The organism is Providencia sp. PROV269, assembly GCF_028477785.1.
Classification (GTDB): Bacteria; Pseudomonadota; Gammaproteobacteria; order Enterobacterales; family Enterobacteriaceae; genus Providencia; species Providencia rettgeri.
Window position 1 is genome coordinate 85,206 of sequence record NZ_JAMPLV010000001.1, and the last position, 14,838, is coordinate 100,043.

Annotated in this window: 14 protein-coding genes; 8 read left to right on the forward strand and 6 right to left on the reverse strand. The window is 39.3% G+C overall.

The genetic code is table 11. The features are described 5' to 3' along the window. Positions 1–669: a hypothetical protein gene (locus PR683_RS00390; protein ID WP_109910992.1), complete on the forward strand. Its 669-nt coding sequence runs from the start codon at positions 1–3 to the stop codon at positions 667–669. Further along, positions 656–1,303 carry a hypothetical protein gene (locus PR683_RS00395; RefSeq protein WP_272581611.1) on the forward strand — a complete coding sequence of 216 codons (648 nt, stop codon included), beginning with the start codon at positions 656–658 and terminating at the stop codon, positions 1,301–1,303. The genes PR683_RS00390 and PR683_RS00395 overlap by 14 nt, the downstream gene beginning before the upstream one ends. Before the next feature lie 157 nt (positions 1,304–1,460). Here PR683_RS00395 and cdd read toward each other — a convergent pair whose 3' ends face one another. From cdd to metG, 4 genes are all read right to left on the reverse strand, one after another. Beyond that, complete coding sequence (cdd, locus tag PR683_RS00400; RefSeq protein WP_110731803.1) at positions 1,461–2,348, reverse strand: cytidine deaminase; 888 nt, start codon at positions 2,346–2,348, stop codon at positions 1,461–1,463. Between the two features lie 204 nt (positions 2,349–2,552). Then, a complete protein-coding gene (locus PR683_RS00405) occupies positions 2,553–3,248 on the reverse strand; it encodes a CidB/LrgB family autolysis modulator (protein WP_004256514.1) in 696 nt (231 codons plus the stop codon). A gap of 3 nt (positions 3,249–3,251) precedes the next feature. Beyond that, positions 3,252–3,716 carry a CidA/LrgA family protein gene (locus PR683_RS00410; RefSeq protein ID WP_196719753.1) on the reverse strand — a complete coding sequence of 155 codons (465 nt, stop codon included), beginning with the start codon at positions 3,714–3,716 and terminating at the stop codon, positions 3,252–3,254. Between the two features lie 143 nt (positions 3,717–3,859). Continuing rightward, the gene (metG, locus tag PR683_RS00415; protein WP_272581612.1) at positions 3,860–5,887 is read right to left on the reverse strand and encodes a methionine--tRNA ligase; all 2,028 of its coding nucleotides are present in this window, start codon (positions 5,885–5,887) and stop codon (positions 3,860–3,862) included. A 262-nt stretch (positions 5,888–6,149) separates the two neighbouring features. On the opposite strand from metG, the gene apbC reads away from it, so the two are divergent. From apbC to asmA, 6 genes are all read left to right on the forward strand, one after another. Beyond that, a complete protein-coding gene (gene apbC / locus PR683_RS00420; RefSeq protein WP_004256506.1) occupies positions 6,150–7,262 on the forward strand; it encodes an iron-sulfur cluster carrier protein ApbC in 1,113 nt (370 codons plus the stop codon). A 207-nt stretch (positions 7,263–7,469) separates the two neighbouring features. Then, complete coding sequence (locus PR683_RS00425) at positions 7,470–8,030, forward strand: LemA family protein (RefSeq protein ID WP_004909264.1); 561 nt, start codon at positions 7,470–7,472, stop codon at positions 8,028–8,030. An 86-nt stretch (positions 8,031–8,116) separates the two neighbouring features. Continuing rightward, positions 8,117–9,073 carry a zinc metalloprotease HtpX gene (gene htpX / locus PR683_RS00430; RefSeq protein WP_117162169.1) on the forward strand — a complete coding sequence of 319 codons (957 nt, stop codon included), beginning with the start codon at positions 8,117–8,119 and terminating at the stop codon, positions 9,071–9,073. A 178-nt stretch (positions 9,074–9,251) separates the two neighbouring features. Continuing rightward, on the forward strand, positions 9,252–9,896 hold the full coding sequence (udk, locus tag PR683_RS00435) for a uridine kinase (RefSeq protein WP_004256495.1): 645 nt from the start codon (positions 9,252–9,254) through the stop codon (positions 9,894–9,896). A gap of 38 nt (positions 9,897–9,934) precedes the next feature. Then, positions 9,935–10,516 carry a dCTP deaminase gene (gene dcd, locus PR683_RS00440; protein ID WP_004909269.1) on the forward strand — a complete coding sequence of 194 codons (582 nt, stop codon included), beginning with the start codon at positions 9,935–9,937 and terminating at the stop codon, positions 10,514–10,516. 127 nt (positions 10,517–10,643) lie between these two features. Beyond that, positions 10,644–12,482 (forward strand): outer membrane assembly protein AsmA, encoded by a 1,839-nt coding sequence (gene asmA / locus PR683_RS00445; RefSeq protein WP_196719752.1) that lies wholly within the window; start codon positions 10,644–10,646, stop codon positions 12,480–12,482. Between the two features lie 199 nt (positions 12,483–12,681). On the opposite strand, the gene PR683_RS00450 is transcribed toward asmA, so the two are convergent. Then, entirely contained in the window at positions 12,682–13,062 is a 381-nt protein-coding gene (locus PR683_RS00450; protein WP_123382133.1) for a hypothetical protein, read from the reverse strand. Positions 13,063–13,244: 182 nt separating this feature from the next. Continuing rightward, a complete protein-coding gene (locus PR683_RS00455; RefSeq protein WP_004909274.1) occupies positions 13,245–14,828 on the reverse strand; it encodes a TerC family protein in 1,584 nt (527 codons plus the stop codon). Positions 14,829–14,838 lie beyond the last annotated feature (10 nt).

The following is a 14,838-nucleotide window of genomic DNA, read 5'->3' on the forward strand; positions in this document are numbered from 1 at the left end:
ATGAATTATAAATTAATAGTTGTGCTTTCAGTTTTTCTTCTCGGTGCTTGCCAAAATCCTCAAGGAAATAATGTAAAATATAATAAAAAAAATACAACTAATTTTTGTGAAAAAAAAGGTGTTAAAACGCCACGTCTTTTCTTTATGCTACAGATGTTATACTTTTCTGAATCTAAGGATTTAATATTTGATAGAAAAAAATTAGTTATTTTCAAGGGGGGAAAAGATAATAACCCAATGTTAGAATTTTTAAAGTATCCAAAAGAAGCATTTATTAAAAAATTAAGCCATGAACAGGCAATGGATTTTTATCGTGAGAATTTAAATGAAATGGGAATGTCTTATCATGCTTGGATTTTAGCAGATGTTTTAGATATTATTAATGAGAGAAACCGAGAGGCACTATGGCAACAGTTCGTTTTTGTGATGAATAACAACGATCCTGCGAAGGAAGCTAAATTATTCATGATGCTTTGGTATGCAATGGTAAGAGAAGCTTCCAAACCACCATCAGACAAGCAAATTAAAAGCAAAAGATGGCTGGAGAAAATGAGGCGGATTACTTTAGTTAAAAATATAGAAAAAGAATTAGACTTTATGTTTGAAGAAATGATTAATAATTCAATGAATTTTAATAAGAATAAAAGGAGTTCTAATGATGGTTTCTAAATTTATTATTTCTAAATTAATTTTTATAATTTTATCATGTTTAATTCTCATAAATAAAGGTTACTCTTTTAATGAAAAATATAACCCTCAAAAGGTAAATGATTCAAGTGATAAATATTTCAGTATTTTTATTTATCTAGAAAAAGAGTTTTTAAATAATCATATGAAGGCACGGGGTGAGTCATTCACCAGTGAAAAACTGAGTCGGTATCAAAAAGAAGTCAAATTAGCATATGGACGAATTATGAAAAATCGCAAAGAAAGTGATAACATCCCAATTGGTGATATTACACATCAAGAATTTATTAAAATAAAAAAAGAAGCGATGTTAAATTCAGGGATTCCTTATGAAGGTTGGTTGTTTAAAGATGTATTTGAAGTATTATCTATAGATAAAAAGAATAAAATTATAGGGAAACTATTAAATAGCTTTTCTAATAAATCACTTAATGGTGAATCAGCGTTATTTGCTAGCATTTGGCTAGACATGAAAGAAGAAGCCGCGCAATCTGTATCGATAAAACAGCAACAAAGCCAAGCTTGGCTAGAAAAAATGCGAAAGATCCCTTTAGTTATTACATTAGAAGACACGATAAATGAAACAGAAAAATTGTTTAATGAATTTACTTACTAGGGCATATATTAATCAAAACTAGTGAGTCCTATTATGGATGGCCACTTTGCAGGTAAATAGTTTTGTGAACAAGATTAAAGTTCTAATAACAACTATACGGTTATTGCTATTTATTCAAGCTCCCAGCAATAACCGTTACTTTTAAATCAATATCAAATTAATCCAAATAAGCTAATTCAATATTTTGGCAACCTAGTGCCTGTAATGTATTTTCGGTCACACACCAATGTTTGATAATCGCATCTTGTTTTTCAACAAACTTAGCTTGGTCGATGGCGTGAATATCTTTACCTGCAAGGTTAATCATAATTAAAGCGGCTTGCAGTGGTGGTAAACTTGGGTTGAATGCGGCATTTTCTGCGTAGCGTCCGGTAAACAGTGAGCCATCTTTTAATTGTAACGCAATTCCTGAATGGGATCGGCTATAAGGTGCATGGGATTGGTTTGCAGCCTCAATTGCTGCACTTAATAACCGGTCACGGCTTTGGTTTTTATAGCCATGGTCAACAGGGTCGAGTAGTAAAGTAGTAATATTGAGGTCAGACGGCCCAAATGAGTCGGGTAAATAGTGGTGTAGTACTGCGGGTGTGCGGCCCGGTAAATTCACCATAATTTTACCGCCTTCACGCAATTCATTCATAAATTGGCGGCAGTGCCCACAAGGTGTGTAATTCACGGTAATTGAGGTAATCTGCGTTTCACCTTTCATCCAAGAGTGTGTCACTGCACACTGTTCTGCATGGATCACTTGCCCCATTGAAACATGGCTAAATTCCATATTGGCGCCGAAATATAAATTACCACTTGCGCCGCAAGCGATTGCACCAACGTGAAAATGGGAGATTGGAGTAATTGCATAAGCCGCAGCGAAAGGCAACAACGCAAAGGCTAATTCAGCGTCGCTTACACCTGCTTCAGCTTTAATCTGTTTGACTTGTTCCGCTGTTAACATACCTCGGAAATCAGAATTATCAATGATTGGTCTAAGTACCGACTGTAACTTTTCTGGAAGTTCGGCCCAAGCGGCCTTAAATCGTGAATGCATGTGTTACCTCCCTAATTAATTATTTTTATTCTATTCAATAATGCGCTCAACAATATGTGACTTAAGTCACCATTTTAAATGAAACATATGAAACAAATTCTTTAATTGAGAGATATATCTCATGTTTTCTCCGTGTGTTAGTGAGTAAGAGGCTAATAAATTCCTCTTACTCATTTGCTTGGATATTGGCTTAGTGAATTAAGCTTAGCTAAAAAGATGTAAAATAACAGGAAAGATAAACGGGGCTATAAGTGAGGTGATAACCCCACAGGTCATCAATGCAAGGGAACTGTAAGCACCTTCAATGTAATTCACTTCGGCACAGCGGGCAGTGCCTAGGGCGTGGGAAGCGGTTCCCATCGCGAGTCCCCTTGATGCGTGGGTTCGTACACGCAGCACATCAAATAAGCTATGGCCAAACATGGCGCCTAAGATCCCAACAAATAACACGCAGGCGGCACTAATCGCAGGGATCCCACCAACCGAATCAGCAACAGCCATCGCGATAGGGGTAGTAACCGATTTAGGCAAAATAGAACCCGCGATATCAGGGGTTGCCCCCAACCATAACGCGATGGCGGCACCGCTAAACATGGCCACTAAACTACCTGCAAAACAAATACTTAATAAAGATTTCCACTGGGCTCGAATTTGGTGCATTTGTTCGTAAAGTGGAAAAGCGAGCGCGACGACTGCAGGCTGTAGTAAATCATTGAGTATTTTGCTACCTGCAAAATAGTGCTCATAAGAGGTATTCGTGATCACTAGTAGTGCAATCAATACCGCAATAGTAATTAATAGTGGGTTTAAAATCGGTAACTTAAATGTGGTCGACAGCTTACGAGCCAAATAAAACACCACAATGGTCAGCGGCAATGACCACCAAATATGTTCTAACATTATTCATTCCCCCTTAGTTTTATCATTATTAATGACCGAAGAAATTGGGTCTTCGGGGGGTAAAGGAACGTCATCAGGTTGAGCCCCAACGACAGGGCGTTCCTTATGAATATAGTTGGAACTGATGGCGACAACGACCATAACGATTAAGGTACTAACCACACAGGAAACGATGATAGGAACCATTTGTTGGCTGAGTAATTCATAGTAATTCATTATGCCAACACCAATAGGAACAAACAGGATGGTCATATTTTTCAACAAAATGCTGCAACCGGGTTGTGCCCACTTCGCGGGAATAATTTGTAACGCAAGCAGTATGAATAAAATTAACATGCCGACAATGCTGCCGGGGATGGAGAATGGAAGTAGTGTTGAGATAAGGTTTCCAATAATCAGGCAAAAGTAAAGTATTGCGAAAGCTCGCAAATATTGCCATCCCGTTATCAGTACCTGTTTAAATGACATGAGACTGGTCCTGTAATGTAATATCTATTCATCATACAATTAACTTTATTATTGTGCTACCGATCACAATAAAAAGCCAATAAAAAAGTGGGAAGTATTTAGCTTCCCACTTTTAATGAATAACAGATTAGAGCAAGTATGGGTTATTTAACTTGCATACCGGGTTGCGCACCACTATCAGGGCTGAGTAAGAAGATATCTTTACCGCCAGGGCCAGCAGCCATTACCATACCTTCAGAAATACCAAAACGCATTTTACGAGGTGCGAGGTTGGCAACCATCACGGTTAAACGGCCTTCTAAAGCTTTAGGGTCTGGGTAAGCGGAGCGAATACCAGAAAATACTTGGCGAGTTTCACCGCCAATATCTAATTGTAATTTCAGTAGCTTGTCTGAGCCTTCAACAAAATCAGCTTGCTTGATTAATGCAATTCGCAGGTCAATTTTCGCAAAGTCATCAAAGGTGATGGTATCTTGAATTGGGTCATCGGCTAGCGGCCCCGTAAGTTGCTGAACGGGTTTGATACTCTCTTTTGAGGCTTCGACCATTGCATCCACTTTTGCCATTTCAATGCGGTTAAATAATGCCTTAAATGGTGCGACGCTGTGGTTCAATAATGGGGTGTTAATCGCATCCCATGATAATTCACTATTTAAGAAAGCTTCAGCACGCTTAGTGAGCCCTGGTAAAACAGGTTTCAGGTAAGTCATCAGAACGCGGAACAAATTGATGCCCATCGAGCAAATATCTTGCAGCTCTTGATCTTTACCTTCTTGTTTTGCCACAACCCAAGGGGCTTTTTCATCAACATAGCGGTTTGCGATATCGGCTAATGCCATGATTTCACGGATCGCTTTGTTATATTCACGGTTGTTATAATCCTCACCGATAACTTTAGCGGCATCAACAAATTGTTGGTATAACTCTGGCTCAGCAAGGTTTGCTGATAATTGACCGCCAAAGCGTTTAGCAATAAAGCCCGCATTACGTGATGCCAAGTTAACCACTTTATTGACGATATCGCTGTTGACGCGCTGGACGAAATCTTCCAAATTAAAATCGATGTCATCAATACGCGAAGACAGTTTTGCTGCATAGTAATAGCGCAAGCAGTCGGCATCTAGGTGCTCTAAGTAAGAGCGGGCAGTAATAAATGTACCGCGCGACTTCGACATTTTTGCCCCATTAACCGTGACATAACCATGAACAAACAGGTTTGTTGGTTTACGATACTGGCTACCTTCTAACATGGCAGGCCAGAACAGGCTGTGGAAATAGACGATATCTTTACCAATGAAATGGTAAAGATCGGTTTTTGAATCTTTATTCCAAAACTCGTCAAAGTCGAGGTCACCGCGTTTATTACACAGGTTTTTAAAGGAGCCCATGTAACCGATAGGCGCATCTAACCAAACATAGAAATATTTACCCGGCGCATCAGGAATTTCAAAACCGAAATAAGGTGCATCACGGGTAATATCCCATTGTTGTAGGCCTGATTCGAACCATTCTTGCATTTTGTTGGCGACTTGTTCTTGTAATGCGCCTGAGCGAGTCCACGCTTGAAGCATGTCGCTAAATGCAGGAAGATCAAAGAAAAAGTGTTCTGAATCACGCATGACAGGTGTAGCGCCAGAAATCACTGAACGTGGGTTAATCAGCTCTGTTGGGCTATAGGTTGCGCTACAGACTTCACAGTTATCACCATATTGGTCTTCGGCTTTACATTTTGGACAAGTGCCTTTAACGAAGCGATCTGGTAAGAACATGCCTTTTTCTGGGTCGAAAAGCTGTGAAATAGTACGGTTCTTAATAAAACCGTTATTTTTCAGTTTCCCGTAAATTAGCTCTGATAAGACTTTGTTTTCTTCACTGTGTGTGGAGTGATAGTTGTCATAACTAATGGCGAAACCAGCAAAATCGTTCTGATGCTCTTGGTTCACTGCCGCAATCATCTCTTCTGGCGTTACGCCAAGTTGTTGAGCTTTAAGCATGATTGGAGTTCCGTGCGCGTCATCGGCACAGATAAAGTGAACCTCTTTGCCGCGCATTCGCTGATAACGGACCCAAATATCAGCCTGAATATGTTCCAGGATATGACCAAGATGGATTGAACCGTTAGCATAGGGTAACGCACAGGTTACCAGTAATTTATTCGCGACTTGAGACATAGTAACTTTCTTACTTCCATTATTTGAAAAGGGTCTTTGATGTTAACCGATCAAAACCATCGCTGCTAGGGGTATAAAATATTAATTGGCAATTTGTTCGAAAAAGAAATTTTTACCTCTTTGTGGTTTTTACTATGCGGGGTAATCACTATTTTTTGTGTTCTCTGTTATGATTAATCTCAGTCAAAGTATATCTGTTTAATTTTATGTAGCTTATTATTCAGGATGTACCTAGTTCAAAAATATAAATAAAGGAGCCGGGATGAACGATAAATCCCCCGAGCAGAACAAACCAGAACTGCTGACTGAACAAGTCTCCAAAGTTTTGGCTTCATTTACACACCCAACACTGCAACGTAATTTGATTTCTATCAAAGCGTTACATCATTGCGCAATGTTGGACAACGTGCTGCATGTCGAATTAGTTATGCCATTCGTTTGGAAAGGGCCGTTTCAAACTTTAATTAGCGAAAAGACCGCTGAATTGAAGCAACAAACAGGCGCTCATGCTGTTGAATGGAAACTGCGTCATGACATCACGACATTAAAACGTGCAAATGATTTGCCGGGTATTAATGGTGTTCGTAATATCTTAGCCGTCAGTTCGGGTAAAGGTGGCGTTGGTAAATCAAGCACTTCTGTGAACTTAGCGCTCGCTCTGGCACAAGAAGGGGCGAAAGTGGGGATCCTTGATGCGGACATTTACGGCCCATCAATTCCAAATATGTTAGGCACAACATTAGAGCGCCCAACCTCTCCAGATGGTCAGCATATGGCCCCGATTATGGCGTATGGCTTGGCAACAAACTCAATCGGTTACTTAGTGACGGATGACAACGCCATGGTTTGGCGTGGCCCAATGGCAAGCAAAGCATTAATGCAGATGCTGCAAGACACGCTATGGCCGGATTTGGATTACTTAGTTATCGATATGCCACCGGGAACGGGAGATATCCAATTAACACTTTCTCAAAATATCCCTGTCACTGGGGCAGTGGTAGTGACAACACCACAAGATATCGCCTTGGTTGATGCCATGAAAGGTATTGTGATGTTTAAGAAAGTCAATGTCCCAGTACTGGGTGTGGTTGAAAACATGAGCGCACATATTTGCAGCAATTGTGGGCATGTAGAGCCGATTTTTGGTACCGGTGGTGCTGAGAAATTAGCAGAAAAATACCATACTAAATTATTGGGACAGGTTCCTCTGCATATTTCTTTACGTGAAGACCTTGACCGTGGCCAGCCTACTGTTATGCGTGATCCAGAAGGCGAATTTGCCGATATCTACCGCGAAATTGCTTCAGGAATTTCTGCTTTGATGTATTGGGAAGGGGATAAAATCCCAACAGAAATTTCTTTCCGTGCAGTTTAATCGGCCATAGAATAAAAAGGCTATTTAGTTTATGACTAAATAGCCTTATTTATTGTCGACACTTTCCTCTACTAAACGCATTTGTTTTAGCCTTCTATTTTTCTGAATTGTTCGCGGAATATTTCTTTATTGAGTCATGTTCGCGTAGAATAGCCGCATCTGTTATTTAATCAGTTTTCTTTCTACGGGTAATCCGAAAAGGTGACTATGAAATTTTTAATTTTTATTGTTGTCGTGGTGCTGATCGTTATTTATTTTTATAACCGTATCGTTGCGTTGCGAGAAGCTGTTATTTCGAGTGAAACAGAAATTTCAGTTCAATTAGACCGTCGTGGAAAAGTATTTGATAGCTTATTGGCAACAGTTAAAAAATATTTAAGTCATGAAACCGAGGTGTTCAGTAAAATTACTGAACTACGGACACAAGCACAAAATGCGACAGGGGATAAAGCCCGCGAAGCCGAAGATGCATTATCAAAAATGGTGACCAGTGGGGCGATTAATGTCGCAGTTGAAGCTTATCCTGAGCTAAAATCCGATGCAATTATGGCAAATTTACAAGAAGAAATCGTTTCTTCAGAAAATAAATTGTCATTTGCTAAACGTGGTTATAACCGCTCATTAGAAACTTATAATGCGTATATTGCGTCTATGCCTGCGGCACTAATTGTTGGCATTATTCCTAGCTTAAAAATTTCCAAGGAATATTGGCGTCTTGATGAAGAAACCATCAAGACTGAGGAATCACGTCGTATTAATTTTGATTAAAAACCGCTTAACCTTTGAAGTTATCAATCATCGGAATGCCTTATGGTGTTCCGATATTATATGAGTGGTAGATAACAGGTCACATTATGGATTTTAGAAACGTCATTCGTAAAAATAATATTCGCACACGCTTAGTGGTGATGAGCTATATTTTTTTAATGCTAATTATTGGCTTATTGGCGGATATTGCAACACACCCAAATGAGCAATTGGACTTAGTCGATAATGCGATGATGTTTGTGACACTTCATGAATTACCTATCGCCACTTTTATTGTTTTAGGCTTAACCTTTCTTGGGTTGATTTATATTCATTTTAGAGGCCATAAAATGATGTTAGCTGGGATGAATGCCAGAGAAATAACCCAAGAAAATGCGAGTAGCCCCCAAGAAAAACAACTTTTTAATATTATTGAAGAATTAAGTTTAAGTGCTAGTTTAGGTTATATTCCCCGTTTATATATTTTAGAAACGGATGAGCCGAATGCTTTTGCGGCAGGGTGGAATAACCGTAATGCGCTTGTGGGGGTAACCAGAGGTTTGTTGCAAACGCTTAATCGGCAAGAAGTTCAAGCCGTTCTCGCTCATGAAGTTGGGCACATTATTCATGGTGATTCAAAATTAACCCTGTATGTGGGGATTTTGGCAAACGTGATTTTAACGGTAACGAATTTATTTAGTCAGATTTTTATCCGAACAGCAGGGCGCAGCCGCAATAATGCCGCTAATAAAGCGCAAATGATCCTATTAGTTCTAAATTTTGTTTTGCCGTGGATAACCCAAATACTCTATTTTTATTTATCTCGCACTCGTGAATATATGGCTGACGCCGCGGCAGTGGATTTGACTGCAGATAACCAAGCCATGATTAGTGCGTTGAAAAAAATCTCCGGTAATCATGAAACCCATGAATATGATAACAGTACCACAGGGCAAGCTTACCGTAAGGCCGCTTATATTTTTAATAAGGGCGATTCTGTGTTTTCAACTCACCCCTCGATTGAAAATCGCATTGCGGTATTAGAAGGAAAAAAACAGTTTTAGTGTATAAATGACATTTTGTACGCTCCGATTTACGGCATTTCCTATCTAATGGGTGTTTTTTTAGCGAACTTTGTTGAGGTATGCTGGAACAACACGCCATTACCCCCTATAATTCCGCCAACATAACATTTTTCTGTTGTGTATCTCATTTCTAAATATTTAACCAGGTTATCATTTTATGACTGACATAGCGCATCACTGTACCATTGTAGGTATATCGGGAGCCTCTGCATCTGGCAAAAGCTTAATTGCAAGCACGTTATACCGTGAGTTAAGAGAACAGGTCGGTGATCATAATATCGGTGTTATTCCAGAAGATTGTTATTACAAAGACCAAGCCGATGTCCCAATGGAAGAACGCCTTAAAGTAAATTATGACCATCCTAACTCGATGGACCACAGCTTGCTTTATGAACATCTCAAATCACTGAAAAGTGGCCAAGCAGTAGAAATTCCGCAATACGACTATGTCGCTCATACACGTAAACAAAAAACCATCACGTTCAAACCTAAAAAAGTCATTATCATTGAAGGTATTTTGTTATTAACAGATAAACGCTTACGTGGTGAAATGGATTTTTCTATTTTTGTTGATACACCACTTGATATTTGCTTGATGCGCCGTATTAAACGTGATGTAAATGAAAGGGGCAGAACGCTTGATTCCGTTATTGACCAATATAATAAAACGGTTCGCCCAATGTTTTTGCAATTTATTGAGCCATCAAAGCAATATGCCGATATCATTGTTCCTCGCGGTGGGAAAAACCGTGTAGCGATTGATATCTTGAAAGCGAAAATTGGCGAATTCTGTCAAGATTAAACCGCGCAGAAATTAAAATAATGAAGGGGGAAACAACCATGCGTCTTTGTGACCGCGATATTATTCAATGGATGGATGATGGTAAATTAGTTATTAGCCCACGCCCACCAGTTGAACGAATCAATGGTGCAACTGCAGATGTTCGTTTGGGAAATCAATTCCGCGTTTTTCGAGGACACACTGCTGCATTTATTGACCTTAGTGGCCCTAAAGATGAGGTTAATGCCGCATTAGATCGCGTCATGAGCGATGAAATTGTTCTTGATGAGGATGAGCCATTTTTCCTGCACCCAGGAGAATTAGCACTTGCAGTGACGCTTGAGTCTGTTACGCTCCCTGATAACCTTGTAGGTTGGTTAGACGGGCGCTCTTCATTAGCGAGACTAGGTTTGATGGTACACGTAACCGCACATCGAATTGATCCCGGTTGGCATGGGCAAATCGTGTTAGAATTTTATAATTCAGGTAAATTACCGTTAGCATTGCGTCCCGGCATGGTGATTGGTGCATTAAGCTTTGAGCCGTTATCTGGCAGTGCCGATCGCCCTTATAATAGCCGACAAGATGCTAAATATAAAAACCAACAAGGTGCTGTTGGTAGCCGTATCAGTGAAGACTGATAACCGGTGAACTTTGCGGAAATTGTTGTGTTTAATGGAGATTAAACCGGTAATTTCCGCCCATTTTCAGGGATAGGTGTGAGTTCATTTTTGTGGCGAGCGCAAGCGGAATTTAAGAGAGGGAAGGATGAAACGTTTTTTGACGACACTGATTATTTTACTTGTGGTAATTGTTGCTGGGTTAACAACACTCGTAATGTTAGTGAACCCGAATGATTTCCGTCATTATATTGTTGAACAAGTAGAGAAAAAAAGTGGTTATCAACTTGAATTCAACGGTGATATGCGTTGGCATGTGTGGCCAACCTTAAGCATTATTACTGGGCCTGTTTCTCTTACTGCGCCGAATGCGGCTAAACCCATACTAAGTGCAGATAATATGCGCTTAGATGTTGAATTATGGCCTCTCATTTCCCATAAACTCTCTGTTGAGCAAATTGTTATTGATGGTGCTGTTATCCGCAAGACACCCGATAGCGAAATCCAAACTCACCGTAACGCCCCTGTAGCGCCTGGTGGTGTGCCAACATCAACCTCTGCACAAGAGAAAAGTGACTGGTTATTAGATATAGAAAAAATTAATATTTCTAATAGCTTAGTTATTTGGCAAACTGCTAAAGATGAATTTAATCTGCGCAACATTGATTTATCACTGAAGAAAAGTGATAAAAAACAGGTCGCAGTTAAATTCAGTGGAAATCTAAATAAAAACCAACAAGAGTTTGTATTTAATCTACGCGCAGATATCGATTTATCAGATATTAATCAAAGGATTAGTGGCAAATTAACTCAGTTTGACTATAAATTGAGTGGTGTTGATTTACCTGAAAGTGGAATTGAAGGGCAAATAACAAGTGATTTCCTATATACCAAAGGGAAAGTGGAAAGTGCGAGTTTAAGCAATTTGTTAATAACAGCTAACGAAAGTGGTCTATCAGGTAATGGCAGTATCCAATTAACGAATACCCCAGAAATTAGGGTTAATTTAGTCGCCGAGAAATTAGATTTAGATAATCTATTAGGAACAGCGCCTGCCAGTACCAGTGTAGAATCAGAGACGAATAATAACCGTGTTGGTGTTAAGCCTGTTATTTCTGGTGCAAATCCTCAACAGTATGATTTATCAGGCTTGCAGGCATTTTCCGCCGATATCAATTTAGCCATTAAGCAGTTAATCTATCGTGGAATGACGGTTAGTGATGTAGTTTTTGAGGCACAAAACCAAACACCTCGTTTAACTGTTTCAAAATTACAAGGTAAGGCATTTGGTGGTGATTTTTCAATACCGGTGACATTTAATTACAGTTCAACTCCCGCTTATGTTTCAGCAAAACCAGATTTAAAAAATATCGATTTAACTCCATTATTAAAAGCCTTCAATATGCCACAAAAATTAAGTGGAATAATTTCGTTAAATGCGGCGTTATCGGGTGTGGGTTATGATGACAATGCAGTGAAAAACCAGTGGCAAGGGCCTGTTAATTTTGAGTTAAGAAATGCCAAATTACAGGGATTGAATATTCCGTTATTAATTCAGCAATCGGTTTCCAGAGTAACCAGTAAAATTAATGCGCCCGTGAATACGGGGAACGTCACTGAGGTTGATTCTTTCACTGTGGCAGGTAAATTAAATAAAGGTACGTTGAACATTTCCTCTATGAATGCGATGTCATCCTTAGTTAACATCAGTGGGCAAGGCCGTATGAATATCCCTCATGAAACCATTGATGTCAATTTAGGGGTTAATATTGCCAATGGCTGGGGTGGGGATTCACGTTTAGTTCAACAATTGCAAGCCATGACCATTCCACTGCGAATTTATGGTAATTGGCATAATTTGAAATACCAATTAGATGTCGAAAAATTACTGCGTAATGAGTTACGTACACAAGCTAAAGAAGCGCTTGGTAACTTCTTGAAGAAAGAAGAAAATAAAGGACTCAATGATTTATTGAATGCCCTTTAAGATAACAAAACGCCCTTAAATGGGCGTTTGAGGTTGTTGACAAAGCGGGATAAAAGCGTGGTTTTTCCCGCTTTGTGTTATCAGCCGAAAATCAATTTATTGATTTTCCTAATTTATTTTCAAAATCTATTAGATTTGCTGCCAAACATAATAGGTTTGTCAGCAGTCTGAAGCGCCCTTAAATGGGTGTTTTCTCTTTTTATGAACTTATTTTATTTTTGTAATCAGAAAGATCATTATTTAGTTGAATCATTTTATCCGATAAATTTTGAAAAAATGAAGAGTCATTCGGATTAAATTGCTCAGTGTTAATATCATGTATAGTTGTAATTAATTTGGTGATTTGGGTGCTCAATTTACTTATTTTATTGAAATTATTTGTTTTTTCTGGTGTTTTTTGTAATTTATCACTTTGATTAGTGATTAAATTATTACTGTTCTCTTTAATCAGTACAGGGCAACATTTAACGTTATTATTAATGCTTATTGCTGTAACTGCTATATTTTCTGATTTTTTTTTTGTACTTGTACTAGGCACTTGGATCGTACTGCTATTTGATTGGCTAGTTTTTATTTTCACAATGTGACCTTCGTTTAAATTAGTTGTATTTAATACGCTGAATTATTCAAGCTTTGAATGTATTTTTCTTTTAAAAAACGCCACTATTTTGCGCTTAATCGTCTAAAGGTTGATATCTATAGGTTTTAGGCAAAAAAATACCAGCCATATAGGCTGGTATTTAGTCAAAAAGCACGTGCTAATTAGTCATCTTCAAACTCATAGCCATCCCCCTCAGGGGCTGGTGGAGTGATTAACACTTTATTGACTCGGTGGCTGTTAACCTCAAGAGGTTGGAATATACAACCGTTAATTGTCACTTGTTCACCCACTTCAGGAACACGTTGTAAGTGTTCCATTAAAAGACCCGCAATCGTTTCATACTCACGTTTATCGTCTAATTCCATAGGGATAAACATGATCAGGTCTTCAAGTGGCATAAAGCCGTTGGCAATCCAAGTACCATCATCCAGTTTTTGAATGTCGTGGCGTGAGTCATTTTCTTCATCACCAACCGGCAAGTTACCTGCGATCGTTTCCATTACATCAGTCAATGTCACGATACCTTCGATAGAACCAAACTCATCCACAACAAAGGCAAAGTGAGTATGCGCCTTACGAAACTGCTCTAACGCTTTTAACAGAGACAACCCTTCTGGGAATATCAATGGTTGGGTAATCAATGCACGTAAGTTTAATGGTTGGCCTTTTAATTGCTGTTTAACCAAATCCATTACATGTACTACCCCAACAGGTTCATCGCTGATAGTTTCATCAATGACCACTAAACGCGAGTGTGGGTTTTTCTCCATTAATTGCAGTAAATCTGAAGATGATTTATTAATGTCGAGATAATCCACATCATGGCGTGAAGTCATAATGCTTTCTACGTTACGTTGTGCCATACCGAGCACTCGAGCAATCATTAAACGCTCTTGTGGGTCAAAAACGGATTGATTATCAGCGATAAGATCAGAAGTATGTGGGTCTAATTCTCCACGTTCGTTATTACCGCTAAGAATGCGTAATACCGCCTCTGCTGTACGTTCACGTAGTGGACGTGAGCCTTTAAGGAATTTACGTCGATTAAATTGGGCAAATTGGTTTAGGACTTCAATCATGATAGAGAAGCCAATTGCAGCGTATAAGTAACCTTTCGGTATGGCATAGCCAAACCCTTCGGCAACTAAGCTGAAACCAATCATCAGTAAGAAGCTCAAACACAGTATGACAATGGTTGGGTGCTGGTTAACAAAGCTCGTTAACGGTTTACTTGCCCAAATCATTAATGCCATTGCAATGGTCACAGCTGCAATCATTACACCGATATGGTCAACCATACCGACAGCGGTGATCACGGAGTCTAGTGAGAATACAGCATCAAGAACAATAATTTGTGCAACAACAGCCCAGAAATTAGATGTCTTTCTTTGGGTATTGGTGTGTTCGTCTTTCCCCTCCAACCGCTCGTTTAGCTCCATTGTGGCTTTAAACAAGAGGAATAAACCACCTACCAACATAATTAGGTCTCGAGCACTAAAGGCGTGATCAAAGAGAGTTAATATCGGTTTCGTGAGGGTAATGAGCCATGACAGGCTAAATAGAAGCACAACACGCATAATCAGGGCTAATAAAAGTCCAGTTACACGGGCTCTATCACGCAGCTTTGGCGGGAGCTTATCGGCCAGAATGGCGATGAAGACGAGGTTATCAATACCAAGAACGATTTCTAGAACGATAAGGGTAGCGAGGCCCGCCCAAATCGAAGGATCTGCGATCCATTCCATACAGTTTGTT

Excerpts from the sequence above, each read along its gene's own strand:
- metG (WP_272581612.1), bottom strand. The coding sequence starts at position 5,887 with ATGTCTCAAGTCGCGAATAAATTACTGGTAACCTGTGCGTTACCCTAT.
- asmA (WP_196719752.1), top strand. The coding sequence starts at position 10,644 with ATGAAACGTTTTTTGACGACACTGATTATTTTACTTGTGGTAATTGTT.
- dcd (WP_004909269.1), top strand. The coding sequence starts at position 9,935 with ATGCGTCTTTGTGACCGCGATATTATTCAATGGATGGATGATGGTAAA.
- cdd (WP_110731803.1), bottom strand. The coding sequence starts at position 2,348 with ATGCATTCACGATTTAAGGCCGCTTGGGCCGAACTTCCAGAAAAGTTA.
- PR683_RS00410 (WP_196719753.1), bottom strand. The coding sequence starts at position 3,716 with ATGTCATTTAAACAGGTACTGATAACGGGATGGCAATATTTGCGAGCT.
- PR683_RS00405 (WP_004256514.1), bottom strand. The coding sequence starts at position 3,248 with ATGTTAGAACATATTTGGTGGTCATTGCCGCTGACCATTGTGGTGTTT.
- PR683_RS00390 (WP_109910992.1), top strand. The coding sequence starts at position 1 with ATGAATTATAAATTAATAGTTGTGCTTTCAGTTTTTCTTCTCGGTGCT.
- PR683_RS00425 (WP_004909264.1), top strand. The coding sequence starts at position 7,470 with ATGAAATTTTTAATTTTTATTGTTGTCGTGGTGCTGATCGTTATTTAT.
- PR683_RS00395 (WP_272581611.1), top strand. The coding sequence starts at position 656 with ATGATGGTTTCTAAATTTATTATTTCTAAATTAATTTTTATAATTTTA.
- apbC (WP_004256506.1), top strand. The coding sequence starts at position 6,150 with ATGAACGATAAATCCCCCGAGCAGAACAAACCAGAACTGCTGACTGAA.
- htpX (WP_117162169.1), top strand. The coding sequence starts at position 8,117 with ATGGATTTTAGAAACGTCATTCGTAAAAATAATATTCGCACACGCTTA.
- udk (WP_004256495.1), top strand. The coding sequence starts at position 9,252 with ATGACTGACATAGCGCATCACTGTACCATTGTAGGTATATCGGGAGCC.
- PR683_RS00455 (WP_004909274.1), bottom strand. The coding sequence starts at position 14,828 with ATGGAATGGATCGCAGATCCTTCGATTTGGGCGGGCCTCGCTACCCTT.